Source organism: Pseudomonas marincola (assembly GCF_900682675.2).
Classification (GTDB): Bacteria; Pseudomonadota; Gammaproteobacteria; order Pseudomonadales; family Pseudomonadaceae; genus Aquipseudomonas; species Aquipseudomonas marincola.
In genome coordinates this window covers 1207828-1233008 of sequence record NZ_LR215729.2, presented here as the reverse complement: position 1 = coordinate 1233008, position 25181 = coordinate 1207828, and the positions used below count along the sequence as shown (strand labels likewise).

General features: G+C 56.8%; 21 protein-coding genes and 1 pseudogene. 10 read left to right on the top strand and 12 right to left on the bottom strand.

The genetic code is table 11. The features are described 5' to 3' along the window. Positions 1-3 precede the first annotated feature (3 nt). Entirely contained in the window at positions 4-576 is a 573-nt protein-coding gene (locus PMYSY11_RS05635; protein WP_090512992.1) for a LemA family protein, read from the bottom strand. A gap of 203 nt (positions 577-779) precedes the next feature. Between PMYSY11_RS05635 and PMYSY11_RS05630 the strand changes: the two genes are divergently transcribed. The 8 genes and pseudogenes from PMYSY11_RS05630 (at position 780) to PMYSY11_RS05600 (ending at position 12190) form a co-directional block, all read left to right on the top strand. After that, positions 780-2120 (top strand): imelysin family protein, encoded by a 1341-nt coding sequence (locus tag PMYSY11_RS05630; protein WP_150548549.1) that lies wholly within the window; start codon positions 780-782, stop codon positions 2118-2120. A gap of 175 nt (positions 2121-2295) precedes the next feature. After that, positions 2296-3720 (top strand): di-heme oxidoreductase family protein, encoded by a 1425-nt coding sequence (locus PMYSY11_RS05625; protein WP_150548548.1) that lies wholly within the window; start codon positions 2296-2298, stop codon positions 3718-3720. Between the two features lie 10 nt (positions 3721-3730). After that, the gene (locus PMYSY11_RS05620) at positions 3731-4792 is read left to right on the top strand and encodes an imelysin family protein (RefSeq protein WP_150548547.1); all 1062 of its coding nucleotides are present in this window, start codon (positions 3731-3733) and stop codon (positions 4790-4792) included. Beyond that, complete coding sequence (locus PMYSY11_RS05615; protein ID WP_150548546.1) at positions 4793-5887, top strand: DUF1513 domain-containing protein; 1095 nt, start codon at positions 4793-4795, stop codon at positions 5885-5887. Between the two features lie 177 nt (positions 5888-6064). Further along, positions 6065-6811, top strand: a pseudogene (locus PMYSY11_RS22075) (HAMP domain-containing protein); the annotation flags it as partial. Between the two features lie 117 nt (positions 6812-6928). Then, positions 6929-7696 carry a methyl-accepting chemotaxis protein gene (locus PMYSY11_RS22070; protein ID WP_371850754.1) on the top strand — a complete coding sequence of 256 codons (768 nt, stop codon included), beginning with the start codon at positions 6929-6931 and terminating at the stop codon, positions 7694-7696. Between the two features lie 234 nt (positions 7697-7930). Continuing rightward, positions 7931-9064, top strand: a complete 1134-nt coding sequence (locus PMYSY11_RS05605) for an efflux RND transporter periplasmic adaptor subunit (RefSeq protein ID WP_150548544.1) — start codon at positions 7931-7933, stop codon at positions 9062-9064. An 81-nt stretch (positions 9065-9145) separates the two neighbouring features. Continuing rightward, a complete protein-coding gene (locus PMYSY11_RS05600; protein WP_150548543.1) occupies positions 9146-12190 on the top strand; it encodes a multidrug efflux RND transporter permease subunit in 3045 nt (1014 codons plus the stop codon). Positions 12191-12252: 62 nt separating this feature from the next. On the opposite strand, the gene PMYSY11_RS05595 is transcribed toward PMYSY11_RS05600, so the two are convergent. The 8 genes from PMYSY11_RS05595 to PMYSY11_RS05560 all read right to left on the bottom strand — a co-directional run bounded on the left by PMYSY11_RS05595 (position 12253) and on the right by PMYSY11_RS05560 (position 20402). After that, entirely contained in the window at positions 12253-12933 is a 681-nt protein-coding gene (locus PMYSY11_RS05595) for a class I SAM-dependent methyltransferase (RefSeq protein WP_150548542.1), read from the bottom strand. Between the two features lie 265 nt (positions 12934-13198). Beyond that, positions 13199-13423, bottom strand: a complete 225-nt coding sequence (locus tag PMYSY11_RS05590; RefSeq protein WP_069897835.1) for a hypothetical protein — start codon at positions 13421-13423, stop codon at positions 13199-13201. A 463-nt stretch (positions 13424-13886) separates the two neighbouring features. Continuing rightward, positions 13887-14039 carry a YegP family protein gene (locus tag PMYSY11_RS05585; protein WP_150548541.1) on the bottom strand — a complete coding sequence of 51 codons (153 nt, stop codon included), beginning with the start codon at positions 14037-14039 and terminating at the stop codon, positions 13887-13889. A 146-nt stretch (positions 14040-14185) separates the two neighbouring features. After that, positions 14186-15838 carry a group II intron reverse transcriptase/maturase gene (ltrA, locus tag PMYSY11_RS05580; RefSeq protein ID WP_150548540.1) on the bottom strand — a complete coding sequence of 551 codons (1653 nt, stop codon included), beginning with the start codon at positions 15836-15838 and terminating at the stop codon, positions 14186-14188. 1013 nt (positions 15839-16851) lie between these two features. Then, the gene (gene groL / locus PMYSY11_RS05575; RefSeq protein ID WP_069897836.1) at positions 16852-18498 is read right to left on the bottom strand and encodes a chaperonin GroEL; all 1647 of its coding nucleotides are present in this window, start codon (positions 18496-18498) and stop codon (positions 16852-16854) included. Between the two features lie 47 nt (positions 18499-18545). After that, a complete protein-coding gene (locus tag PMYSY11_RS05570) occupies positions 18546-18839 on the bottom strand; it encodes a co-chaperone GroES (protein WP_069897837.1) in 294 nt (97 codons plus the stop codon). Positions 18840-19157: 318 nt separating this feature from the next. Continuing rightward, a complete protein-coding gene (locus PMYSY11_RS05565) occupies positions 19158-19607 on the bottom strand; it encodes an FxsA family protein (protein ID WP_150548539.1) in 450 nt (149 codons plus the stop codon). Between the two features lie 81 nt (positions 19608-19688). Further along, positions 19689-20402 (bottom strand): HugZ family pyridoxamine 5'-phosphate oxidase, encoded by a 714-nt coding sequence (locus PMYSY11_RS05560; RefSeq protein WP_150548538.1) that lies wholly within the window; start codon positions 20400-20402, stop codon positions 19689-19691. Positions 20403-20506: 104 nt separating this feature from the next. Between PMYSY11_RS05560 and PMYSY11_RS05555 the strand changes: the two genes are divergently transcribed. Beyond that, positions 20507-21265 (top strand): SDR family oxidoreductase, encoded by a 759-nt coding sequence (locus tag PMYSY11_RS05555; RefSeq protein ID WP_069897840.1) that lies wholly within the window; start codon positions 20507-20509, stop codon positions 21263-21265. A 65-nt stretch (positions 21266-21330) separates the two neighbouring features. On the opposite strand, the gene PMYSY11_RS05550 is transcribed toward PMYSY11_RS05555, so the two are convergent. The 3 genes from PMYSY11_RS05550 to PMYSY11_RS05540 all read right to left on the bottom strand — a co-directional run bounded on the left by PMYSY11_RS05550 (position 21331) and on the right by PMYSY11_RS05540 (position 24753). Next, positions 21331-22335: a DUF481 domain-containing protein gene (locus PMYSY11_RS05550; protein WP_150548537.1), complete on the bottom strand. Its 1005-nt coding sequence runs from the start codon at positions 22333-22335 to the stop codon at positions 21331-21333. 262 nt (positions 22336-22597) lie between these two features. Beyond that, complete coding sequence (locus PMYSY11_RS05545) at positions 22598-23596, bottom strand: DUF481 domain-containing protein (protein ID WP_090513026.1); 999 nt, start codon at positions 23594-23596, stop codon at positions 22598-22600. Positions 23597-23763: 167 nt separating this feature from the next. Continuing rightward, the gene (locus tag PMYSY11_RS05540; protein ID WP_150548536.1) at positions 23764-24753 is read right to left on the bottom strand and encodes a DUF481 domain-containing protein; all 990 of its coding nucleotides are present in this window, start codon (positions 24751-24753) and stop codon (positions 23764-23766) included. Between the two features lie 19 nt (positions 24754-24772). On the opposite strand from PMYSY11_RS05540, the gene PMYSY11_RS05535 reads away from it, so the two are divergent. Beyond that, positions 24773-25165, top strand: a complete 393-nt coding sequence (locus PMYSY11_RS05535; RefSeq protein ID WP_079235503.1) for an MGMT family protein — start codon at positions 24773-24775, stop codon at positions 25163-25165. Positions 25166-25181: the final 16 nt, after the last annotated feature.

Sequence of the window (25181 nt, the reverse complement as noted above, 5' to 3'; positions counted from 1 at the left end):
GGACTAACTGAACAGTGATTTGAGGTTGACGTCGGCCTTCTCGGCCTCAGTGAATTGCAGCAACTCTGCCGGTTTGAACGCCATCGCCCGGGCGATAAGAACATCCGGAAACTGCTCGATGCGCACATTGTTGAGGTTGACCGACTCGTTATACAGCTCGCGGCGATCCGCAATACCGTTTTCCAATCCGCTGATGCGCTGCTGCAAATGTTTGAAGCTTTCGTTGGCCTTCAGCTCGGGATAGTTCTCGGCCAGCGCAAACAATTGCCCGAGACCGGCGCGCAAACCACTCTCGGCTTTGCCCAACGCCCCGACATCGCCTTGCTGCCGCGCAGTGGAAACCGCCTGACGCGCATTGATCACCTGCTCAAGCGTGGTGCGCTCGTGCGCCATGTACTGTTTGCAGGTTTCTACCAGCTTCGGCAGCTCTTCGTGACGCTGCTTTAGCAACACATCAATATTCGCCCACGCTTTGCTGACGCCATGCTTGAGCCGAACTAAAGCGTTGTAGAGGGAAATGGCATAAGCCACGAGCAAGACCAATACAACAATCACGGCGACGCTAAACAAACTCATGCGGGTTTCTCCTTAACCTCTGCAATTAGGCAGTAGTGGCATTCTAGCGGCATCGAGACGCTTGCATAGCGTGATACTTCACGAGTTTTATGCGAATTAATCGCAACAAGGCTTTACAGGTAATGCAAATCTTTCGCATTATGTTAGCAATTCGCAAGCAGTTGCTGCTTGTTCATCACTTTCAACCAACAAAGGATGTCGTCATGATTCGTCTGCCCCTGGCTTCTGCCAGCCTGCTAGCTATCGCCATTTCCCTCGCCGGTTGTGGCGAAGACAAGGCACCGGCGACCCAGGCCGCTGCCCCGGCTCCAGCCCCAAGCGCCGCCCCGGCAACTCCGGCAGCCACCAGCAAGGTTGATGAGGCTGCTGCCAAGGCAGTGGTCAACCATTACGCCGACATCGCACTCGCTGTTTTCAGTGACGCCGCCAGCACCGGTAAAGAACTGCACGCTGCAATCGACGCGTTCCTCGCCGAGCCGACCGATGCCACCCTTAAAGCTGCACGCGAGGCGTGGGTGACTGCACGCGCACCGTACATGCAGAGCGAAGTATTCCGTTTCGGCAACCCGGTGGTTGACGACTGGGAAGGCCAGCTGAATGCCTGGCCGCTCGACGAAGGCCTGATCGACTACGTAGCCAAAGACTACCAGCACGCGCTGGGTAACCCGGGCGCAACCGCCAACATCATCGCCAACACTGAAATTCAGGTCGGTGAAGATAAAGTCGACGTGGCTCAGATCACGCCTGAAACATTGGCCAGCCTGAATGAGCTGGGCGGTTCGGAAGCCAACGTTGCGACCGGCTACCACGCCATCGAATTCCTGCTCTGGGGCCAGGACCTGAACGGCACCAATCCAGGTGCTGGCGAGCGTCCTGCTTCCGACTTCATCGTCGGTGAAGGCGCCACTGGTGAGCACAACGAACGCCGCCGCGAATACCTCAAAGCCGCTGCCGATCTGCTGGTCAGCGACCTCGACGAAATGGTTGCCCAGTGGCAGCCAGGCAAGTCGGACAACTATCGCGCCAGCCTTGAGAAAGACAGCGCTGAGAACGGCATGCGTAAAATGTTCTTCGGCATGGGCAGCCTGTCTCTGGGCGAACTGGCCGGTGAGCGCATGAAAGTTTCACTGGAAGCCAACTCGACTGAAGACGAGCAGGATTGCTTCAGCGACAACACCCACAACGCGCATTTCTATGACGCCAAAGGTATCCGCAACATCTACCTCGGCGAATACAAGAAAGTCGACGGCAGCACACTGACCGGCCCAAGCCTGTCGTCGCTGGTGGAGAAAGTTGATCCGGCAACCGACAAGACCCTGAAAGATGACCTGGCCAACACTGAAGCCAAGTTGCAGGTTATGGTCGACACCGCCGAGAAGGGCGAGAAGTACGACCAAATGATCGCAGCCGACAATGCTGAAGGTAACCAGATCGTACGCGACGCAATCGCTGCACTGGTCAAGCAGACTGGCGCCATCGAGCAAGCCGCTGGCAAGCTCGGCATCAGCGACCTGAACCCGGATACTGCTGACCACGAGTTCTGATCGGTCCGTGTTATCCACAGCCGGCGCGCGTAAAGCCCGCCGGCTTTTTTATGCCTGAAATTGGTTCGGCCGGCGCGACAAATCGCCCCTAATCGTCTTGGTAACGCAAATCGCTCTTATTTAAATTCAGCCAAACTGCTAAGATTGCACGCCCTGTTCAACACGGTTCAGCTGAATGTTGGTCACCCTGCCTCAATCGTTTGCACTGCTAGCCATCGGCCTTTCTCTGGGACTGAGCGGCTGTGACCAAGCACCACAATTCACCCAGGCTGAACCCGGCGAATCCCTTTCTGGCGGCAGCGCCACCGTGTTCAAAACCGACCACAATGCGTTCTCGCTGCCCTCGGCCAATCTCTCGCCGCTGCGCCGTCTCGACTTCAGCGTGGGCAACAGTTTCTTCCGCAATCCCTGGGTCATCGCCCCGGCCACGACCATTGCCCGTGACGGCCTTGGCCCGCTGTTCAACACCAATGCCTGCCAGAACTGCCACATCAAGGACGGTCGCGGCCATCCGCCTGCCCCGGGAGCAGTCACCGCCACCTCGATGCTGGTTCGCCTGTCGATCAGCCCCACGGCGGACCAGGCGGCAATCATCGAACGCATGGGCGTGGTCCCCGAGCCAACTTACGGCGGCCAGTTGCAAGACATGGCCAATCCCGGAGTCGCACCTGAAGGCAAGGTTCGAATGAGCTACAGCCATGAACAGGTCAGCTTCGAAGACGGTTTCACGGTCGAGTTACGCAAGCCCTCGTTGCAGATTACCCAACTCGGCTACGGGCCGATGCATCCCGACACCATGATGTCGGCACGTGTTGCCCCGCCGATGATCGGCCTTGGCCTGCTGGAGGCGATTGCCGATGACGACATTCTCGCCAATGCCGACCCGGACGACGCCAACGGCGATGGTATTTCCGGGCGCGCCAATCAGGTTTGGGATGATGTGCAGGGCAAAACCGTGCTTGGCCGATTCGGCTGGAAAGCCGGTCAACCCTCACTCAATCAGCAAAATGCCCACGCCTTTGCCGGTGACATGGGCCTGACCACCAGCCTGCTTCCCCGCGATGACTGCACCGTGGCGCAGCAGGACTGCCTAGACGCGGTTAATGGTGGCGAGCCTGAGATCACTGACAAGCTGCTCGGCAGTATTCTGTTCTACAGCCGCAACCTCGCCGTACCGGCGCGTCGCGACGTCGACTCAGCTGAAGTGCTGGCCGGCAAGAACCTGTTTTTTCAAGCCGGTTGCCAGGCTTGCCATACACCCGCATTCACCACCCGCAGCGACGCGGCAGAGGCGGAGTTGGCAAATCAGTCTATTCGCCCATACAGTGATCTTTTGCTGCACGACATGGGCCCGGGCCTGGCGGATAACCGCCCGGAATTTCTCGCCTCTGGAAGTGAATGGCGCACGCCACCACTCTGGGGAATCGGTCTGACCGAAGCCGTTAACGGCCACACCCAGTTTTTACATGATGGCCGCGCGCGCAACCTGCTCGAAGCCATACTCTGGCATGACGGCGAAGCGGCCGATGCCAAGCAACACGTACTGACCTTTTCTGCCGGTGAGCGCGATGCGCTACTGGCCTTCCTGAACTCGCTGTGAGGAGCTGCGCATGATGCGTTCACCATTCACCATTGCCCTTGCGGGGTTGGCTCTCAGTGCCTGCTCGCAAACCGACCCGCAACAGACCACCAGTGCAGCGTTGACGGAAGGCGTGTTGGTCCCGGCCTACAGCAGCTGGGTTGAAACCAATCGCCAACTGGCCAGCAGCGGCGTGGCGTTCTGCGCCGACCAACAGGATTTGGCCACAGCACGTCAGGCCTTCCTCGGCGCACAGAGTGCCTGGGCGGGTTTGCAGCCGATGTTGGTAGGGCCGATGGGCGAAGGCAATTTGTCGTGGCAGGTGCAGTTCTGGCCAGACAAAAAGAATCTGGTCGCGCGCCAGGTCACGGCGCTGCTCAACAAAACGCCGCAAGTCACCCCGGCCATCCTCGACAAATCCAGCGTCGTGGTGCAAGGCCTCACGGCGTATGAATACGTTCTGTATGACACCTCGATTGACCTTAACGACCCGGCGCAGAAGGCACGTTACTGCCCGCTGCTCACCGCAATTGGCGATCATCAGCAGGCCTTGTCGACTCACGTGCTGGAGCAATGGCAAGCCGAGGACGGTATTTCGGCGCAGCTCAAGACCTTCCCGAATGAGCGTTACGCCGAACCGACCGAAGCCATCGCCGAACTGTTACGCACTCAGGTCACGGCCATCGACGGCCTGAAGAAAAAGCTCGGCACGCCAATGGGCCGTCAGTCCAAGGGCACCCCGCAGCCGTATCAAGCCGAAGCCTGGCGCAGTAATGCCAGCATGAGCAATGTCTCGGCTACGCTGGCCGGTGCCGAGAAAATCTGGCACGGCGCCAACAACGATGGCATCCAGGCCTTGCTTGGCGATGACAATAAGGCGCTGAAAGACAAGATCGACGCGGCCTATGCCGAGACCCGTGCGCAACTGGCAACGCTGCAACGACCGCTGAGCGAAATGCTCAAGGACGAACAGGGCCGCAAGTCGCTGAACGACTTCTACGAAACCCTGAACATTTTGCACCGCCTGCACGAAGGCGAGCTGGCGCGAACCCTTGGCATCCAACTTGGCTTCAACGCAAACGACGGAGACTGAATGAAACGCAGAGCTTTCCTCGGCCTGGGCGGTTTGGCCCTCGCTGCGACCGCAATGGGTGGCTGGACCCTGATTCACAACGGCCCGCAACCGCTGCTGGTTTCAGCGCGCAATAACGCCGACGGCAAACATTACGCTGTCGGCTATACACTCGACGGCAACGAGGTATTCGCCACTCAGGTGAATGAGCGCTGCCACGATGTAGTGCCGCACCCGCAGCTGCCAATGGCCTTGTTTGTCGGGCGTCGCCCCAGCACCGAGAGCTATCTGATCGACACCCGAACCGGTGAATTGCTGCAGACCCTGACCTCCCCCGCCCAGCGTCACTTCTACGGCCACGGCGCCTTCCATGCCGATGGCCAGTGGCTGTACGCCACCGAAAATGACACCTCAGAGCCGGGCCGCGGGGTGATCAGTGCTTACCGGTTGCAAGGCAAGCAGTTGATCCGCGACCACGAATTGTCCACCCACGGCGTTGGCCCGCATCAATTGCTCTGGCTGCCAGACAACGAAACGCTGGTGGTTGCCAACGGCGGCATCCGCACCGAGGCCGAAAGCCGCGTCGAGATGAACCTCGACTCGATGGAACCCAGCTTGGTGTTGCTCAAGCGCGACGGCACGCTGATCAGCAAAGAGCAGCTGCCAGAGCGCATGAACAGCATCCGCCACCTGGCTATTGCTGCCGACGGCACCATTGTCAGCGGCCAGCAGTACATGGGCGAGATCACCGACAAGGCACCACTGGTGGCGATCAAGCGTCCGGGCGAAGCCTTCCAGCCCTTCCCGCTCGGCGAGGAACAGCGTCTGGTCATGCACCAATACACCGCCAGCGTGGCGATCAACAGTGAGCTGCGCTTGCTGGCCATGACCGCGCCGCGCGGCAATCGGGTGTTTATCTGGGACCTCGACACGGGCGCTGTGCGCCTTGATGCAGCGCTACCGGATTGCGCCGGCGTCGGCGCAGTCGAACAGGGTTTTGTGGTCAGCTCCGGTCAGAGCCGTTGCCGTCTGTACGACTGCCGTCAGCCAAAAATCGCCGTACAACCTCTGCAACTTCCCGCCGGGCTTTGGGACAACCACCTGCGTCTGGCCTGACGCTCACCTCTCAACATGACCGTCAGTCGGCGCCCGCTGACTGACGATCATGCGCATTAAAGAGTCTGGCCTGCCGGCCGACAACTGGGCTCGACCTCTTCGCTACACTTGCAGCACAACACGGAAGTTAGACCCGCGCCGAAGACTTTGCCTAATTTCCTACCCGAGGCGCATACCATGCCCCTGATGCATTCTCTGCGAGCACAAATCCTGTCGTTGCTTGGCGCCAGCCTGATCCTGATTCTGCTGATCGCGCTGTTCTGCTTCTCGTTCATGTCCAACAGCATGCAGGCCTACCGCGACCTGATTGATGGCCCGCTCCTCTCATCGCGACTGGTGAACGAGGCCAATGTTGAGTTCAAGATTCAGGTGCAGGAATGGAAGAACGTATTGCTACGCGGCAAGAACCCAACGGATCGCGACAAGTACTGGCAGCAGTTTCAGGCTCAGGAAAGCAAGGTTCAGCAAACCCTCAAGCAGCTGGCTCAGGGGGCTGGCGAGCAAGGTGATCCGGCATTGCGCGCGCAAACCGACAAACTCATCAGCGAACACCTGAACATGGGCCAAGCCTATCGTCAGGGTTTTAAAGCGTTCAGTGAGGCCGGCGCCGACCCGGAAGCGGGTGATGCAGCCGTAAAGGGCATCGACCGCGCCGCCAGCGAGCAGATGGATCAACTGGTTGCACAGCTCAGCACAGCCAGCCAGAAACGCTCGCAGTTGATCAGCGATGAAGCCCATCAGACCCTGACGCTGGGCGTCGCCTTCATGCTGATTGCCAGCGTTGTTATCGGCATGGCCTGCCTGTGGTTGCTCAACCGCAGCCTGATCAACCCGATCGGCCAACTGGTCGAGTACATCGCCCAGCTCAGCCGGGGCAATTTCGCCAAGCGCGTCGATGCCAGTCGCAAAGACGAACTGGGCAAGCTCGCGGTGGCCGCCAATACCCTGCGTGACTTCCTCGCCGAGACGTTCAGCCAACTGAAATCCAGCACCGGCAATCTCGACAGCGCCAGCAGTGAACTCGGTTCTATCGCCGCGCAGATGTCGCAAGGCACGCGTGACCAGTTCTCGCGCACTGATCAAGTCGCCACCGCCATGCACGAAATGTCGGCAACCTCGCAGGAAGTCGCCCGCCATGCAGGCGAGGCTGCAAATGCCGCCGACGATGCAGATCGCTCAGCGCAGCAAGGCGGCGAAGTGATGCAGGCAACCATTGAAACCATCACCTTGATGAGCCGCGAAATCTCCACCACGGCCGAGGTGACCCGCCAGCTCGAAGACGACTGTGGACGCATCAGCAAGGTGCTTGAAGTGATCCGTGGAATTGCCGAACAAACCAATCTGCTGGCCCTGAACGCGGCAATTGAAGCCGCGCGCGCTGGCGAAGCCGGGCGCGGATTTGCCGTGGTCGCCGATGAAGTGCGCACGCTGGCGCAGCGCACGGCCGAGTCTACTGCCGAGATCAATCAGATTATTGATACCGTACAAACCGGCGCAAGCAATGCCGTGCGCGCCATTGAAAATGGCCGTAGCCGCAGCGACCGTGGTCTGGAGCAAGTGATCGAGGCCGGCAGCGCGCTGCAGAACATCACCGCCGCGATTGAAGCCATCCGCGACATGAACCGCCAGATTGCCACGGCGGCAGAAGAGCAAACGGCCGTCGCAGAAGATATATCGCGCAACCTGACTGAAATCACCACCATCGCCAGCGCCAATGAGAAAACCGTGCAGCGCACTGAAAGTGCCAGCCACAACCTGCACCAGTTGTCTGCCGGTTTAGGCGAAGTCACCCAACGCCTCAGCGCCTGACCGAAAAGCAAGGGGCGCCTGCAACTGCGCGCCCTTTGTGCACAACTGCGCCGAAAACGCTACAACAGCGATTTCGAAATGCGTAAAGAGTCAGCCTCTTACACATTAATTGGGCGTGTGACGCAACACGAAACCAATTCCTTCAGCCAGGCTTTGACTTGCCTGACGACCGGCACTACTGTTCGTCTTTGGTAATTTTTTCAGGCTGTGCCTGACCTGCCAGGGACGAGAAACATGCTGCTTCGCCGTATGCTCATGATGTTGGGCGCCGTTTTAATCGTTGTACTTGCACTGGGTGGTTACAAGGGCTACTCGATTTATCAGCAGATTCAGCAATTTTCCAAACCCAAACCTGCCATCAGCATCACGGCTGCCACAGCCGAAAAGCGCCCTTGGCAGCAGCGTTTGGCCGCCATTGGTACGCTCAAGGCGTTTCAAGGCGTCGACCTCACGGTTGAAGTGAGCGGGATCGTGCGCGATGTTCTGTTCACCTCGGGCCAGCACGTCAACAAGGACCAGCCATTGGTGCAACTCAACAACGAAGTTGAGCAGGCCAATCTGGCCACCGCCCAGGCCAACCTCAATCTGGCCCGTGTCGAGTACAACCGCGGCAAGACACTGGTCGGCCGGCAGAACATCTCGAAAAGTGAATTTGATCGCCTCGCGGCTCAACTGCAAACCTCGCAGGCCAGCGTTGATCAGATCAAAGCCCTGCTCGACAAAAAACGTATTCTGGCGCCATTCAACGGCACCATTGGCGTCCGCCAGATTGATGTGGGTAACTTCCTCGCATCCGGCACCCTGATTGCCACGCTGCAAGACACCTCTCAGCTGTACCTGGACTTCTACTTGCCTGAGCAATCGGTGCCCAAGCTGCATCTAGGTGAAACCGTACAGTTCAAGGTGGCCGCCTACCCGGATGAGCACTTCACCGGTGAGATTGCCGCGATCAACCCCAAAGTCGAAGACACCACCCGCAACGTGTTGGTGCGCGCGCAGTTGAAAAACCCCGGCAATAAACTCTTCCCCGGCATGTTTGCCAGCCTCGATGTATTGCTGCCCGAGTCACCGGATCAGGTTCTGCTGCCCGAGACAGCGGTGGTTTATACGTTGTACGGCAACTCGGTCTACGTGATCAGCGAGCAGAAAGATGACGATGGCCAAGTTGTTAACGATGACAACGGCCAGGCCAAACTCGTGGTCGAACGCCGCATCGTCGAGACGGGCGAGCGCCGCGACGGCCAAGTGGTTGTCCTAGACGGGCTTGAACCGGGCGAGCGCGTTGCCGCCACCGGCCAGCTCAAGCTGGATAACGGCGCCCATGTGAGCATTGTCACCGAGCCTGCCAGCAAAGCCACCAAACAATAAAAGCAGCCAAGCACCCAGGGATTTCCGGGTGCTTTACGCATTACGTTTCAGCACGCCGATGCTGATCGAAGGGAAATAGCTATGGCTTTTACCGACCCATTCATACGCCGCCCGGTGCTGGCGACTGTTGTCAGCCTGCTGATCATTCTGCTGGGTTTTCAGGCGTTCAGTAAGCTCACTATCCGTGAATATCCACAACTCGAAAACGCCCTGATTACCGTGACTACGGCTTATCCCGGGGCCAACGCCGAAACGATTCAGGGCTATATCACTCAGCCGCTCCAGCAAAGTCTGGCCAGCGCTGAGGGCATCGATTACATGACGTCGGTGAGCCGGCAGAACTTCTCGATCATCTCAATTTATGCCCGCATCGGCGAGGACAGCGACCGCCTGTTTACCGAGCTGTTGGCCAAGGCCAACGAGGTCAAGAACCAACTGCCACCGGCTGCCGAAGATCCGGTGCTGTCGAAAGAAGCCGCCGACTCTTCGGCGCTGATGTACGTGAGCTTTTACAGTGACGAGCTGAGCAACCCGCAGATTACCGATTACCTGTCGCGGGTCATTCAGCCCAAACTCGCCACCCTACCCGGCATGGCCGAAGCCGAGATTCTTGGAAATCAGGTGTTTGCCATGCGTTTGTGGCTGGACCCGCGCAAAATGGCGGCATTCGGCGTTAGCGCCAAAGACATCAACGATGCCGTGCGCAAGTACAACTATTTGTCTGCGGCGGGCGAGGTCAAGGGCGAGCTGGTGGTCACCAGTATCAATGCCGAAACCGACCTGAAATCGGAAGCTGCGTTTGGCGCGATTCCGGTCAAGACCGAGGGCGACTCGCGGGTACTGCTGCGTGATGTTGCGCGGGTTGAAATGGGCGCAGAGAACTATGACTCGATCAGCTCGTTTGACGGTATTCCATCGGTTTATATCGGCATCAAAGGCACGCCCAGCGCCAACCCGCTGGATGTGATCAAGGAAGTTCGCAAGGTCATGCCGGAGCTTGCCAAAGAGCTGCCGTCGAACCTCAAAGTGTCGATTGCCTATGACGCCACGCAGTTCATTCAGGCCTCGATTGATGAGGTGGTGAAAACCCTCGGCGAAGCCGTGATCATTGTGGTGATCGTGGTCTTCCTGTTCCTGGGCGCGCTGCGCTCGGTATTGATTCCCGTGGTGACCATTCCCCTGTCGATGATCGGCGTGTTGTTCTTCATGCAACTGATGGGCTACTCGATCAACCTGCTGACATTGCTGGCCATGGTGCTGGCGATCGGGCTGGTGGTGGACGATGCGATTGTGGTGGTGGAAAACATTCACCGCCATCTCGAAGAGGGCAAAAGCCCGCACGATGCGGCGATAGAAGGCGCCAGAGAAATTGCCGTGCCGGTCATTTCAATGACCATCACGCTGGCGGCGGTGTACGCGCCAATCGGTTTTCTTGAGGGCCTTACCGGGGCACTGTTCAAGGAATTCGCCCTGACGCTGGCGGGTGCAGTGGTGATCTCGGGTATCGTCGCGCTCACCTTGTCGCCGATGATGTGCTCCAAGCTGCTGCGCCATGAAGAGAACCCGTCTGGCCTCGCCAACAAACTCGACAGCATTTTTGGCGCCTTGAAAAACCGCTATCAACGCGCGCTGCACAGCACACTTGAAACCCGGGCGGTGGTTTTGGTCTTCGCCATTTTGGTGCTGTGCCTGATTCCGGTGCTGCTCAAGTTCACTAAATCCGAGCTGGCGCCCGAGGAAGACCAAAGCATCATCTTCATGTTTTCCAACGCCCCGCAGCCAACCAACCTCAATTATCTGAACCAGTACACCGATCAGTTCCTGCCGATTTTCAAGGACATCCCGGAGTACAACTCATGGTTCCAGATTAACGGTTTCAACGGCGTGCAATCCGGTATCGGCGGCTTCCAGCTCAAGCCCTGGGATCAACGCTCGCGCAGCCAGATGGAGCTTCTGCCGGAGCTGCAAGCCAAGCTTGATCAAGTGCCTGGCCTGCAAGTATTCGGCTTCAACCTGCCCTCCTTGCCCGGCACGGGATCTGGCTTGCCGTTTCAATTCGTGATCAATACGCCGAACGACTATGAGTCGCTCCTCGCGCTGACCAACACCATCAAGGATCGCGCAGAAAAGTCAGGCAAGTTTGCCTTCCTCGATGTGGATCTGGCGTTCGACAAGCCGGAAGTCGTGGTCGAGATTGACCGCGAGAAAGCCGCGCAAATGGGCGTCTCCATGGAGGATATCGGCGTTACTCTGTCCAGCCTGCTGGGTGAAGGTGAAATCAACCGTTTCACCATCGAAGGCCGCAGCTACAAGGTGATCGCGCAGGTGGAGCGTGAGTTCCGTGACAGCGAAGTGTGGCTGAATAATTACTATGTTAAGAACGCCAGAGGCCAGATGCTGCCCTTGTCGACACTGGTGACCGTGAGTGATCGGGCGCGGCCGACCCAGCTCAACCAGTTCCAGCAGCTCAACTCGGCGATTATTCAGGGCTTCCCGATTGTGAGCATGGGCGAGGCCATCGACACGGTGCGCCAGATCGCCGAGGAAGAAGCTCCGCCCGGCTATACGTTCGACTACGCCGGCTCATCGCGCCAGTTCATTCAGGAAGGCAACGCGCTGTACGCAACATTCGCCTTGGCACTGGCGCTGATCTTTCTGGTACTGGCTGCGCAGTTTGAGAGTTTCCGCGATCCGCTGGTGATCATGGTGACCGTACCGCTGTCGATCTGCGGCGCGCTGATCCCGCTGTTCCTGGGCTTTTCGAGTATGAATATTTATACCCAGGTCGGCCTCGTGACCCTGATTGGTCTGATTACCAAGCACGGCATTCTGATTGTCGAGTTCGCCAACCAACTGCGCCGCGAGCAAGGCTTGAATCGTCGTCAGGCTATCGAGGAAGCCGCAGCGATACGCTTGCGACCCGTTTTGATGACCACTGCCGCAATGGTATTCGGCATGGTGCCGCTGCTTTTGGCCACCGGCGCTGGTGCGGTTAGTCGTTTTGATATCGGCCTGGTCATCGCCACCGGCATGTCAGTGGGCACCCTCTTCACACTGTTCGTGCTGCCGTGCGTGTACAGCTATCTGGCCACGCCGGATGCACACACCGATGAGGTGAGCGCCTGAGCTGACTGTGCTGCGGGGTAATTCACTCTTGCCCCGCAGCGCAGCGTTTGTCGCGGATCAGCTTACTTCTTGCGCAACACATAAACCCGCCACATGGCGTACCCGGGCAAGAAATCCAGCTTATCCTGAACGGTAAAACCTGCTGCCCTGAACTCAGCCTCGGCAGTGATTGCCGGCAACACAAAACGGTTTTGCTGAGCCTTCCAACTCGGGTCCTGGTCACGTTTGCGTTCCAGGCGCTTACGCCGCCATGACTTGAAGTTGCCATCGACCCAAAGTGACACGATCACACTGTCACGCGACACCCGGTGCAGTTCGTGAAGCATGGCCATGCGGTGCTCGGCGCTGCCGATGTGATGCAGCAGGCGCATGCAAAACACACTGTCTACCGCCTTGTCAGCCAGGTCGATCGCGAACACTGACGTCTGCATTGTTGTAACACGTGCAACAACATCGGCAGGTTGCGCCTTGCGCGCCGTTGCAAGCATGTCTGACGAGTTGTCGGCGGCGATTATCCTGCGCCCCGGTTGCTCCGCCAGCATGGGCCAGAAGCGCCCAGCACCACAGGGCAAGTCCAGCACCGACTGCGGATTGCCGGCACGCTCCAGCGCCTTGCGGCCGATGGCGATGTCGCGCTGGTGCGACATGCGCCTCCACAGGCCCTGCTTGTGTTTGGTTAAATATTGCTGACTGTGCTGCTCATCGTACTTGTCGGAAAACGGCAGCTTGATAGAACGACTCATTGAGGCACTCCCAGAAAATAATCACCTGATTATTCCGGTGCCGCTGTGAAAATCTCATCAAATGGAAATCAACTGAGTGTCAGAACCAGGACCACTGGTCGGCTCAGACTCTTGAGGCGCAGACAGGACGTTTGCGCCTAAACCGTCAGGAGAAAGCAGCGCTGAACTGAATCGTCAGCTCCAGGCAATCAGAGCATGGCGCGCATGGGGCAAACCAAGATGCGCGCCACACCCAACGTATTTAACAGTGGCGCTGCGGGGCTGCTTAGCTGTCGCCGCGCATGGCCTGAGACATGCCAAACATGAACAACAACAGGTCTTTGTCCGGCACCGCAGAGGCGGCTTGACGCACGTGCGGAGGCGCAGGGCAATAGCCCAGGGTGTTTTGGGTCAGGACTTCTGCTTGCGGCTCTTGCCAGGCCGCAAAGGCGGCGGAGGCGACAGCTAGCGCGCCAACCAAAAACACACCTCTAGCAATTTCTAACTTCATATCCGTAACCTCTTGATAGCGCTGCCAAACGCTGTGAATTCACCGTAGATCAAAACTTTGCCACTCATCCAACTAAGCGACGAGTGGTATGACAGTCAACGGCGAGAGCAGCACCTCGTACGAGGCTGGCCTAGCAAATGGATAGCTGTGAACCCATTTCAGCCAGCTAAGCTCAAACTATTTCAGGAATACTCCTACAGACAAAGTAAAAATTGCGTTAAATGGTTCTACCTTCTGACCAACGCGCTGGTGTGCCCGCCGCTTTTTCGCAGGCAATAAAAAACCCCGCGACCAGCGCGGGGTTTTTGTGACGCTAGGTGAGGCTGGCTGTCGGGTAAGAAGCGGCCATTACTGGCTGCCCCTCCCCTAAGAACTGTACGTGCGAGTTTCCCCGCATACAGCTCAAGCCTTTGTAAGCCCTGAGCTATCAGAGCCGGCAGTATACAGCTAACACTGAATCAGCTTAGCCCTTGTAGCCGTTGCGTTGCGCGTTGGCAATGCAGTCGGCTTTGTTAACGTAACCCTGACTCGATGCCCCAACAATATTTCCGTTCGAGGCAGTTCGGCGCCAGCGCCACTCACTTGCGTTGTCTTTGTAGAATTCCCACTTATCCATAGCTAAGCCTACTGTTCTTTCAAGTTAGTGAAAGCCCCCGAAGGGATCCCTGTGTCCAGCGGTCATCCGGCAGCTATTCCGCCGGATAGCCTGTAGCCACAACTAACATATGGGCGTGGGCGCAACAATACAAGTCGAGCTATCACTTATCTGCTATGCAATTGTCGATGACAGTTAGGGTGCAACAACTCCAGATTTTCCAACTCATCCCCGCCTCCCTTGTGCCGTTCAATGATGTGGTGAATGTTCCACCCCGTGTCGAACGTGATTAGCTGCTTGCACCTAGGACAGCGTTTTTTCTGGATGATCCAAAGCTTCAGCGTCTTCCGTTTTCCTTCGTCCGAGTTCCTCCAGGTGTATTCCAATCTTTCCTCGAAGTACATCTCGTCTGCCGGATCGAACGGGTTAGCTTCCGCCCTGATCTTGGTGTGCCGCTTGATCGGTACATCGCTGGCATACAGCAAAGTTTTCAGTTTGCCGCTGGGATGAAGCCCGGAAAATACCCAGCTGCGTGTTCCCACACGCTTGAAGTACTTTTCCTTGATCCAGCGTTTAGAGCGATTCAAATGTCGCCGCCTGCACCATTGCCATAGCAATTTCCAGATCCTGTAATCCACGTAATTGAAGGTCTGCTTAGCGACCACCGGCCGGTGATAGTTGGCCCACCCCCGAATCACAGGGTTGAGCTTATCTATCAATAAACTAGCCGGCAGCGTCTTGTTTCCCTCAATCATTGCCTTAACCTTGACCAGAAATGCCTTCAAGTTCTTGTGGGCTGGCTTTATCAGCAGCTTATCACCGTACTTGCGAACATTCTGACCGAGGAAATCGAACCCATCGGATACGTGCGTGAACAGCGTTTTCTCCACCGCAAGGCTTAACCCCCGCTCGGCCATAAAGGCCTCAACGAGCGGTTTCACCTCGTTTTCCAGCAGCTCTTTCGAGATACCGGTGATGACGAAATCATCTGCATACCGCACATAGTTGACCTTGGTCTTGTAGCTGGCTTTGGTGTTCCGTTGCCCGAATTGGGATTCAAGCACCTTTTCCAAACCATCAAGCGCCATGTTGGCCAACACCGGGGAGATGATGCCTCCTTGCGGAGTCCCCGCCTCGGTTGGGTTCAATAGGCCGGATTCCATATACCCTGCCTTCAACCACTTCCGTAAGACCACCTTGTCCAATGGGATATTGGTGATCAGCCAGTCATGGTTGATATTGTCGAAGCACCCTTTGATATCGCCCTCCATGACCCACTGCGCAGAGTGTTTGCGCCCGAGATTGACGAACAATTGCTCGATTGCGTCTGCTGTGGATCGGTAAGGACGAAAACCATAGGAATTTCTGTCGGCTGTGGTTTCAGATACCGGTTCGAGTGCCAGCAGGTATAACGCCTGCATGGCCCTATCCAGCATCGTTGGTATTCCCAGCGGTCGGCGCTGACCATTCGCTTTGGGTATGTAGACCCGTCGCAGTGGCCGGGGCTGGTAACCCGTTCGCTTCAGCCGGAATATGGCTCCCCACTTACCCTCAGGTGTGCTCCAGGTTTCCCCATCGACACCCGGAGTCCTACGACCCCGGTTTTCAGTGACTCGCTTCACTGCCAATGCCTTGGCGGCGAATGAGCGAACCAACATGCGCTGTAGGGCTTTCACCCGACGCCATTGTTGACTCTTAGCTGCCTTCGCGATTCGTACCTGTAGCCCTCTCACCTGTCGATGACTGGTTTCCCAGTCAATCGAATGCCAACTGGCTGTCAGATGGGAGGATGCAGGTACTGCTGTTTCTGCCGTGCTCATCTTGCGTTCCTCCAGAAAGATTTCCCGGAAGGCAGCAGACGCACGAGCCCCTTTCGGGGAGTGAGTTCACTGCCCCGTAAGGGATTTCTAGTTGATAGATGCCGCCGGTTAGACCAGCAAACATCACTTCTTGATGGCTTTACACGCCGTTTCGCGATCAAAGACCCGTCGGAAGTCAGCACCGTTTCCAGTCAGGGCATAACCCCTATCCAGTCCATTACAGCCTGGCATTCGCTTTTTCCGACATCCTTTGCCCGCACTTCCATGGGCCTCCCTTGCGGTTAGCTTGCCACTGCCATAACGGCCAGTGGCGAAAATACGGGTTTACCGAGTTCCATACCTGTCACATGGATGGGTTAGGTCCTGCCTATTCACCGATGACTCAATGTCAGCGTGTCTCCAGATGTAAAAGAGACAACCAGTCATGCACCATTTTGGTCAAAGCCTATCAGCAACTTTGGCTCCATGCGGTTGACGGTGTTTATCAGCAGTTCACTTACGTTGACCATACCAACCAGCCTAGCGTCGCACCCGCGTGTTGCTCGCAGGATTTGCATGGCACCTCACGGCGACCACGCACCACAGACATAGTGGGACTACATTGTCAGGAAGCTTCGCACCGCACCGTTACCAGTGACGCACTATCCCTAGGCTACTTTTGGCTGAACAAAAGGTCTCATGCCCAGACACCTTGCGGTATTCGAGTGAGACAATGACAGATACAGCTTGCGCCCTATAGAGAGCAGCCAAGCACATATCAAACAAGATCCCATGCAGGTGCAGATCCTTTCGGGGATATGCCTCTTGCAGGTAATTTGAGAGTGGGTAACGCTCCAAATTTAAGGCGCACTTACCCTGTATTCGACACCTTGTGGGTGACCGAAACCGGGATTTAGTGGCCCGGGATCGGGTTTTAATAGTGCTATTTTCTGCGGGGAAGTGGTCACCAAACCATGTTGGTGACCACCAGATGTAGCCCGCTAGGCTAGCTACCTATAGCGACTCTCGTCGCACTACATCATGCCGCCCATGCCACCCATACCGCCCATGCCGCCCATATCAGGCATTGCCGGGGCTTTCTCGTCAGCCACTTCAGCGATCATCGCTTCAGTGGTGATCATCAGGCTGGCGATCGAAGTCGCGGCCTGCAGAGCCGAACGAGTTACTTTGGCCGGATCCAGAATACCCATCTCGATCATGTCGCCGTACTCGCCAGAAGCGGCGTTGTAACCGAAGTTACCGCTGCCCTGCTTAACCTTGTCGACAACAACGCTTGGCTCGTCGCCAGCGTTGGCTACGATCTGACGCAGCGGCGCTTCAACAGCGCGACGCAGCAGAGCGATACCGACGTTCTGGTCGTCGTTGTCGCCTTTCAGTTCGCTGATCGCTTGCAGCGAGCGAACCAGAGCAACACCACCGCCAGGTACCACGCCTTCTTCTACCGCAGCACGGGTTGCGTGCAGCGCGTCTTCAACGCGGGCTTTCTTCTCTTTCATTTCAACTTCGGTACCAGCACCGACTTTGATTACAGCAACACCGCCAGCCAGTTTGGCCAGACGCTCTTGCAGCTTCTCTTTGTCGTAGTCAGAAGTTGTGTCTTCAACTTGCTTGCGGATCTGAGCAACGCGGGCTTCGATATCAACCTGCTGGCCAGCACCGTCGATAACGGTGGTGTTTTCTTTGCTCAGGATTACGCGCTTGGCGTTACCCAGGTGCTCAAGAGTGGCGCTTTCGAGGCTCAGGCCAACTTCTTCAGAGATCACAGTACCGCCAGTCAGGATCGCGATGTCCTGCAGCATGGCCTTACGACGATCGCCAAAACCTGGCGCCTTAACAGCAGCCACTTTAACGATGCCACGCATGTTGTTCACAACCAGAGTCGCCAGGGCTTCGCCTTCAACGTCTTCAGCAACGATCAGCAGCGGACGGCCTGCTTTGGCAACAGCTTCCAGCACCGGCAGCATTTCGCGGATGTTGGAGATTTTCTTGTCGACCAGCAGGATCAGCGGGGTTTCAAGCTCGGCAACCATGGTGTCTGGCTTGTTGATGAAGTAAGGCGACAGGTAGCCACGGTCAAACTGCATGCCTTCTACGACAGACAGTTCGTTTTCCAGGCCCGAACCTTCTTCAACGGTGATCACGCCTTCTTTGCCGACTTTCGCCATGGCTTCAGCAATGATGTCGCCGATGGAGTTATCGGAGTTGGCCGAGATAGTACCAACCTGAGCGATTGCCTTGGTGTCAGCGCATGGCTTGGACAGGTTCTGCAGCTCTTTAACAATAGCGATGGTCGCTTTGTCGATGCCGCGCTTCAGGTCCATTGGGTTCATGCCAGCAGCGACGGCTTTCAGGCCTTCGTTGACGATAGCCTGAGCCAGAACGGTTGCAGTGGTAGTACCGTCACCGGCTGCGTCGTTTGCCTTGGAAGCAACGTCTTTAACCAGCTGAGCGCCCATGTTTTCGAAGCGATCTTTCAGCTCGATTTCTTTAGCAACAGAAACGCCGTCTTTGGTGATGGTCGGCGCGCCGAAGCTCTTTTCCAGAACAACGTTACGGCCTTTCGGGCCCAGAGTTGCTTTAACAGCGTCAGCCAGGACGTTTACACCGGCGAGCATTTTTTTGCGAGCAGAGTCGCCGAACTTAACTTCTTTAGCAGCCATGGAAATTGATCCTCAATTCTTGACAGTTAAACGGAATTTCGCGGGAATCAGGCTTCGACAACAGCGAGGATTTCGCTTTCGCCCATAACCAGCAGGTCTTCGCCGTCAACTTTGACGGTGTTGCTGCCTGAATAAGGGCCGAACACAACCTTGTCACCTACTTTAACGGCCAGCGCGCGAACTTCACCGCTGTCCAGTACGCGACCGGTGCCAACAGCAACAATTACGCCCTGGTTTGGCTTCTCAGCGGCAGAACCCGGCAACACGATGCCGCCAGCAGTTTTGGTTTCTTCTTCGCTGCGACGAATCACTACGCGGTCATGCAGAGGACGAAGCTTCATTGTCGATCTCTCCCAATATGGTGTTTTTACTACCGGTGTCTTCACCGGTGGGTTAGCAAAGTCCGGCGGTGCCGGTTGCGTCATGCCTTGCATGACGCGGAAGTCTGTTCTGTCAGATGACAGAAAACCTTGCGGTATCAGCAACATGTGGGCACGCAAGGCGAATTCAAGGGCAAGCGAGAATTTTTTTTGCAGAAATGGGCGAAATCCGCCGAGAGGTACGACAAACGCTCTACACCGCGTACCACGCAGGCTTAGCGCATAAAAAAAGCCCACGCAGAACGTGGGCTAGGTACTTGAGTCAGAGTGATCAATCCTTCACTCGCGGCGTTCGTATTCGCCTTCAAGTACATGGGGATGAGTTTGCCCGCTGCGCGCCGCCATATCGTCGGCAAATGCACGCTGGCGTTCGGCCTGCTCCTGAGCGCGGGCGCGCAGACGACCGACCAGCATTTTGCGGGTGAACGGAATAAGGCAGAACAGCGCAATCACGTCACTGATAAAGCCGGGCAACAGGAACAGTCCACCGGCGACGGCAATCAGCACGCCTTCCAGCACTTCCTGATCAGGCATCTCGCCACGGGCCATTTTCTCGCGGGCACGCCACGCGGTGGTCACACCAGCAATGCGCATCAGGAAGATGCCGAGTATCCCGGATGCAACGAGCAGCAAGATGGTCGAGAGCGCTCCAATGGCGCCACCGACTTTGATCAAGATCGCTAACTCGATCAACGGGAAGAGCAAAAACAAAAACATAAACGCTCGCATCAAAGATTCCTTTACGGAAGATCAGCTTCCAATACAGATGAAGTATGGGCCGATGCGCTTAATTCAAGCTTAAGCATGACTTTAGGCTGGCCATTGGTCAGCATGTGCCAGCGCCACCAAGGCCTGGCGTACTGCTCCAGGACTGTTACAGGATGTTTGGAAGCCCAGCCAATGGATGCTTTGACCGATGCGCAAATGAAAACCTTCGGGGTCTATGCCGACCATTTGAGCAGGTTGGCCAGCCGCTAAACCTGCCAGTTGCACGTAGTGAGCAATCGCCTTGGCGTGGCCACTGTTCATATGCTCGATCATGCCGGCTTCAATGTCGCCACAAAATGGATTGGCTTCAGCCACTTCGTCGAGCCAGTGGATCGCGCCAAAGCCACCGATGAAACGCCAGCGCACAGGTTGCAAGCGCCAAAAATCGAAGTCATGCGCCTGATGATAACCCTGCGACTCAGGAAAATAGCGGTAGTAGCGTGCAGCCGCCGCGGCTATTTCGGTTTCATCCTCGATGCGCACCGCTTCGCTCAACAGCGTGAGACGCCCCACGGCCTGCACATCTTCTGCGCCCCGCTCACCCACCAGCAGCGAGCATTTAGGGTCCATCTGCAGATTATGCGTGTGCTGCGCAATGCGGCTGATGAGGATCAACGGCTCGCCCTGAGCATTCAGGCAATATGGCACCACTGAGCCGAAAGGGAAGCCTGGCATGGCTTTAGAATGGGTAGAAAGCACCCCACGGTATTCCTTGAGAAGCAATTCTCGGGCATGCTTACGGGCTTTCACGCTCACTAAATGACTCCTCGCGTAGAATTCGTCACAAACGGACAGGTGCATAGAATAACGGTTCGACAGCATCCGCGGGACAAACCATCCACCTTGAGGGTAAATACGCTATGCAGCTGCAAGATAAAGTCATCATCATCACTGGCGGTTGCCAGGGCCTGGGCCGTTCCATGGGTGAGTACTTTGCCGCACGCGGTGCCAAGCTGGCACTGGTCGATCTCAACCAGGAAAAACTCGACGATGCAGTAGCGGCGTGCAAGGCACTCGGCGGCGACGCGCGTTCCTACCTGTGCAACGTAGCCAACGAAGAACAGGTTACGCACATGGTCGCCCAAGTGGCCGAAGATTTCGGCGCGATCAATGGCCTGGTCAACAATGCGGGTATTTTGCGTGACGGCCTGACCATTAAAGTTAAAGATGGCGAAATGACCAAGATGAGCTTAGCCCAATGGCAAGCCGTGATCGACGTCAACCTGACTGGCGTGTTCCTTTGCACCCGTGAAGTGGCTGCGAAGATGATCGAGCTGAAAAATCAGGGTGCGATCGTCAACATTTCGTCGATTTCCCGCGCTGGCAACATGGGCCAGGCCAACTACTCGGCGGCTAAAGCCGGTGTCGCGGCGGACACCGTAGTCTGGGCCAAAGAACTTGCCCGTTACGGCATCCGCGTGGGCGGCGTAGCGCCAGGTTTCATCGAAACCGAAATGGTTGCCAGCATGAAGCCGGAAGCCCTTGAGAAAATGACCTCGGGTATTCCGCTGCGTCGTCTGGGCAAGCCTGACGAGATCGCCCACTCGGTGGCTTACATTTTCGAGAACGACTACTACACCGGTCGTATTCTGGAACTCGATGGCGGCCTGCGGTTGTAATCGCCAGCCACAATAAAAGAAGCCCTGCACATGCAGGGCTTCTTTGTTTCAGGCGTTCACGACCATCACCAGCCAACGCCGAAGCCCAAGGTGTAGCGCGAGTCATCGATCTCGCCTTCGTTGCCGTTTACCAGCTCACGCTCAGCCTTGAGGTTGAGCGACGCCCAGTCGGTCACTTTGTAGCGCAAGCCTATTTCGGCATCCAGCGAGAAGTCGCCGACATTGCCCAGCGGCTTACCGATTTCGCCATTGGTGAAGAACTCGATGGCCTTACCCAGCAGATAGCGGTTGTAATCCCACTTGGCGCTCAACGCATAGAAATTATCGTGCTCGCCATTGGTGTAATCGTAAGCCGTGCGGCTGAGCAGCCCCGCCACCGAGAACGCGCCCAACTCGTCATCCCAGAACTGGTAACCGGGACCGGTACCGTAGTTGCGCTGGCGCTCCAACTCTTCGACTTTATCGCGCTTGTATTCGAGACGACCCTGCCAGAACCAGTGCTCATCAATGAAGCGGTCGAGTGCATATTCACCGTCCCAGTTGTCGGTCGTCACCAGATCATTGGTCAACTCACGGTGATAACCCGCCGTTGCGTTATGCCGCCAGTTGCCATGGCGCGCCTTGGTTTTCAGGTCGATGTCGTAATCGTCGGTGTCGCTTTCCGAACGTTCATAATCCAGACCCGCATCGATGTTGCCGCGCCAGGTGAAATCCTCGATAACCGGCTTGGGTTTCATGATTTGCTGGATGCTCGCCAGCTCAATCGCCCGGGGCGCTTCACCGTTGACCAGAATCACTTTGCCGGACGGGCCTCTGCGCAGCGACTTGGCGCGCTCGCCCACTACCGCGTCTTCCTTGATGAGCAATTCCTGGTCGCTCTCAAGCGTGGCAACTTTGTTCCATGCAATGGGGATTGAACCGCCGAATTCAGTTTGAATCAGCAGTTTTGCACCATCGAAAAATCTGATTTGTCCACTGACCCGATCACCGTTGGTTAGCCAGACGGTATCGGCGAAGGCTGGAATTGCAGCAAAAGAGGCACTGAGCAGGAGCAGGGTTCTAGAAAGCATGGGAAAGTTACTACGTATTTTTCAGGCGAAGCCGACCATTATGAAGCAAGTCAGCTACTGGAAGCATAAAGACCGACACCAATCGCCCAAGTTCAGATAAAACGCTTACCTGAATCGCTTTTTAGCGAGCAAAACCGCCCACAGCGCCCATGCCAGAGCGCCTGCCAGTAAAACGCCCAGAACTGTCAAACACGCCGAATAGAGAAACAACCAGACTAGCGCTGCAGGGCGCCAGATTATCCGCCTTTCACTGCGAAAAAATTCACCACGCCACCCCAAGACCGATCAGGAAATGCTCATCTGAATTACGCTGACCTTCGGCCTCAATCTGATCCAACTCATACAACAGCGAAACCCGCGCCCAATCATTCACCCGATAGCGCAGGCCAAACTCGCTCTCCAGCACATAGTCGATGTCGCTGATCTGCGGCACCTGCAATTCAGCCGTGCTGTAGAACTCAAAGCGGGTTCCCCAGAGCAGGCGCTTGAAGTCCCAGGCCAGCGAGAGCGTGCGAAAGCTCAGATCACCACCTTCGTATTCAAACTCGACATCGTTGACCTGGCCAATCAGATCGAAGCGCCCTAACGTGTCATCCCAGAACCGATAACCCGGCCCGGTACCAATAATCCGCGCCCTGTCGATGAACTCCAGATGATCGACTTGCCACTCGCCGCCCGTTCGCCAAAACCAGTGCTGGGTGAAGAAGCGGTCGATGTCGTATTCGGCAGTCCAGTTATCGTCAGTGACCGTGCCATTCTCGGTTTCACGTTCGTATTCGCCGTTAGCCACATGCCGCCAGCGGCCATGCTCAAGGCGCGTATCGCCTTTGAGGCGAAACTCGTCGGAGTCGTCGTCTTTGCGCTCCATGTCGAGTTTGGCGTCGAGGTTGCCTTCCCAGACCACATCGCGCAGCAACTCACGCGCGGGCACGATGCGGGTGACGCTGGCAAGCGGCACGGTTTTAGTCGTGCCATTGACGATCCGCACCATGCCTTTACCGGCCGCCGACAACCGCTGCGTGTGCTGACTGTCCAAACCCTCCTGACGCAGCAGTAACGGCTTCTCGGCGCTTAAGGTATCGATATCTTTCCAGTCGATAAGCACTTGGCCGGCATATTTGGTTTTCAATGCCAGTTTGCCGCCATCAAGCAGAACAATGTTGCCGGTGATCCGATCACCGTTATTCAGCCACACCGTATCGGCCCAGAGCGGCCCAGCAAGCCCTAGCAGGATCGCAAGCAAAACGCTGCGCAGCCCCATGATTGACCACCGTACATTGAGTTGTCTTTTTATAGCCGCCAGCATGCCGTCGTACGATGAGTACGGCAAGCCACAGGAAAGCGATGATCAGCAGAGGTAAGACAACGGACTATGACTGAGCCTGATTAACCGAGTACTCGCTGCGTTGCAAACGCGCAGCGCAGCCGCTACCACGCCACGCCAACGCCGATCAGGTAGCGCCGGTCCGAGTCCAGCACACCCTGCCCCCGTGTCTGATCCAGCTCGTAGAGCAGCGACAGGCGCGCCCAGCTGTTAAGGCTGTAGCGCAAACCCACTTCGCCATCAATTACGTAATCGACTTTATCAATCATCGGCAGGTGGGTTTCTGCGCTGGTGTAGAACTCCAGCCGCGTGCCCCAGATCAGGCGCTTATAGTCCCAAGCGATGGACAGGCTGTTGAATTCGAGATCATCGATCTCAGAACGATACTTAATCCGGTTGATCTGGGTAATCAGATCGAAGCGCCCCAACTCGTTGTCCCAGAAGCGGTAGCCGGGACCGGTGCCGAGAATGGTCTGGCGCCGCACAAAATCGAAGGCATCCTGCTGGTGTTCGACACCTGTGCGCAAAAACCAGTGGTTGGTGAAAAACCGGTCAATGTCATATTCGAGCTGCCAGTTATCATCAACCACTATGTCATTCTTGGTTTCGTGTTCGAACTCGCCATTAAAAACATGCCGCCAGCGGCCATATTCGATGCGCGAGTCGGCCCTGAAGTTGAACTCGTCGGAGCGATCCTCGTTGCGTTCAAGGTCGAGTTTGGCATCGAGATTACCCTCCCAAACCGCATCCCGCACGATCTTGCGTGGATGCACCATGCGGGTAATGCTGGCTAACGGCACGGTGGTTGTCTTGCCGCCCGGCTCATCGTGCACGACACGCACCATGCCTTTGCCGGCAGCCAGCAACTGATTGCTGCGATTGCTGTCCAAACCATCACGGCGCAGCATTAAGGGTTTATCGGCGCGAAGGGTGTCGATATTTTTCCAATCAATGAGCACCTGGCCGGCATATTTGGTTTTTAATGCCAGTTTGCCACCATCCAGCAGGACAATATCGCCGGTAATACGGTCACCATTGTTCAACCAGACCGTGTCCGCCAACGCCGGCACCATCCATGCGAGGACTGAACTCATTAATAAGATGCGCGACCACATGATCCTTCACTCACTCACGCCACAAACAGACGCCGACAAGCATGAAGCCTTAGCACAGGCCGGGGCAAGTCAGCGTGAGCGACTGGATGCCCTGTATCTGGTGTTGGCGCAGGTTCCTTGCGGCAAAGTCGTCAGTTACGGCCAGCTTGCCGAGCTTGCAGGGTTGGGCCGGGCTGCGCGTTGGGTCGGCACCACGTTGAGCCGTTTGCCAGAGGGCAGCACTCTGCCCTGGCACCGGGTAGTGGCCGCTGGCGGTCGTCTCAGCCTGCCGGCGGGAAGTGCCTCGGGCGCCGAGCAACGGGCCAGATTACGCACCGAGGGCGTATTGGTAATCAATGATCGTGTGGATATCCGACGGCATGGCTGGCATTCCATGCAGGACAGCGGTTAGAGTGCGCCCTTTGTTA

Excerpts from the sequence above, each read along its gene's own strand:
- PMYSY11_RS05565 (WP_150548539.1), bottom strand. The coding sequence starts at position 19,607 with ATGCGAGCGTTTATGTTTTTGTTTTTGCTCTTCCCGTTGATCGAGTTA.
- PMYSY11_RS05605 (WP_150548544.1), top strand. The coding sequence starts at position 7,931 with ATGCTGCTTCGCCGTATGCTCATGATGTTGGGCGCCGTTTTAATCGTT.
- PMYSY11_RS05535 (WP_079235503.1), top strand. The coding sequence starts at position 24,773 with ATGATCCTTCACTCACTCACGCCACAAACAGACGCCGACAAGCATGAA.
- PMYSY11_RS05620 (WP_150548547.1), top strand. The coding sequence starts at position 3,731 with ATGATGCGTTCACCATTCACCATTGCCCTTGCGGGGTTGGCTCTCAGT.
- PMYSY11_RS22070 (WP_371850754.1), top strand. The coding sequence starts at position 6,929 with ATGTCGCAAGGCACGCGTGACCAGTTCTCGCGCACTGATCAAGTCGCC.
- groL (WP_069897836.1), bottom strand. The coding sequence starts at position 18,498 with ATGGCTGCTAAAGAAGTTAAGTTCGGCGACTCTGCTCGCAAAAAAATG.
- PMYSY11_RS05540 (WP_150548536.1), bottom strand. The coding sequence starts at position 24,753 with ATGAGTTCAGTCCTCGCATGGATGGTGCCGGCGTTGGCGGACACGGTC.
- PMYSY11_RS05625 (WP_150548548.1), top strand. The coding sequence starts at position 2,296 with ATGTTGGTCACCCTGCCTCAATCGTTTGCACTGCTAGCCATCGGCCTT.
- PMYSY11_RS05635 (WP_090512992.1), bottom strand. The coding sequence starts at position 576 with ATGAGTTTGTTTAGCGTCGCCGTGATTGTTGTATTGGTCTTGCTCGTG.
- PMYSY11_RS05630 (WP_150548549.1), top strand. The coding sequence starts at position 780 with ATGATTCGTCTGCCCCTGGCTTCTGCCAGCCTGCTAGCTATCGCCATT.
- ltrA (WP_150548540.1), bottom strand. The coding sequence starts at position 15,838 with ATGAGCACGGCAGAAACAGCAGTACCTGCATCCTCCCATCTGACAGCC.
- PMYSY11_RS05590 (WP_069897835.1), bottom strand. The coding sequence starts at position 13,423 with ATGAAGTTAGAAATTGCTAGAGGTGTGTTTTTGGTTGGCGCGCTAGCT.
- PMYSY11_RS05570 (WP_069897837.1), bottom strand. The coding sequence starts at position 18,839 with ATGAAGCTTCGTCCTCTGCATGACCGCGTAGTGATTCGTCGCAGCGAA.
- PMYSY11_RS05595 (WP_150548542.1), bottom strand. The coding sequence starts at position 12,933 with ATGAGTCGTTCTATCAAGCTGCCGTTTTCCGACAAGTACGATGAGCAG.
- PMYSY11_RS05555 (WP_069897840.1), top strand. The coding sequence starts at position 20,507 with ATGCAGCTGCAAGATAAAGTCATCATCATCACTGGCGGTTGCCAGGGC.
- PMYSY11_RS05615 (WP_150548546.1), top strand. The coding sequence starts at position 4,793 with ATGAAACGCAGAGCTTTCCTCGGCCTGGGCGGTTTGGCCCTCGCTGCG.
- PMYSY11_RS05600 (WP_150548543.1), top strand. The coding sequence starts at position 9,146 with ATGGCTTTTACCGACCCATTCATACGCCGCCCGGTGCTGGCGACTGTT.
- PMYSY11_RS05585 (WP_150548541.1), bottom strand. The coding sequence starts at position 14,039 with ATGGATAAGTGGGAATTCTACAAAGACAACGCAAGTGAGTGGCGCTGG.
- PMYSY11_RS05545 (WP_090513026.1), bottom strand. The coding sequence starts at position 23,596 with ATGGGGCTGCGCAGCGTTTTGCTTGCGATCCTGCTAGGGCTTGCTGGG.
- PMYSY11_RS05550 (WP_150548537.1), bottom strand. The coding sequence starts at position 22,335 with ATGCTTTCTAGAACCCTGCTCCTGCTCAGTGCCTCTTTTGCTGCAATT.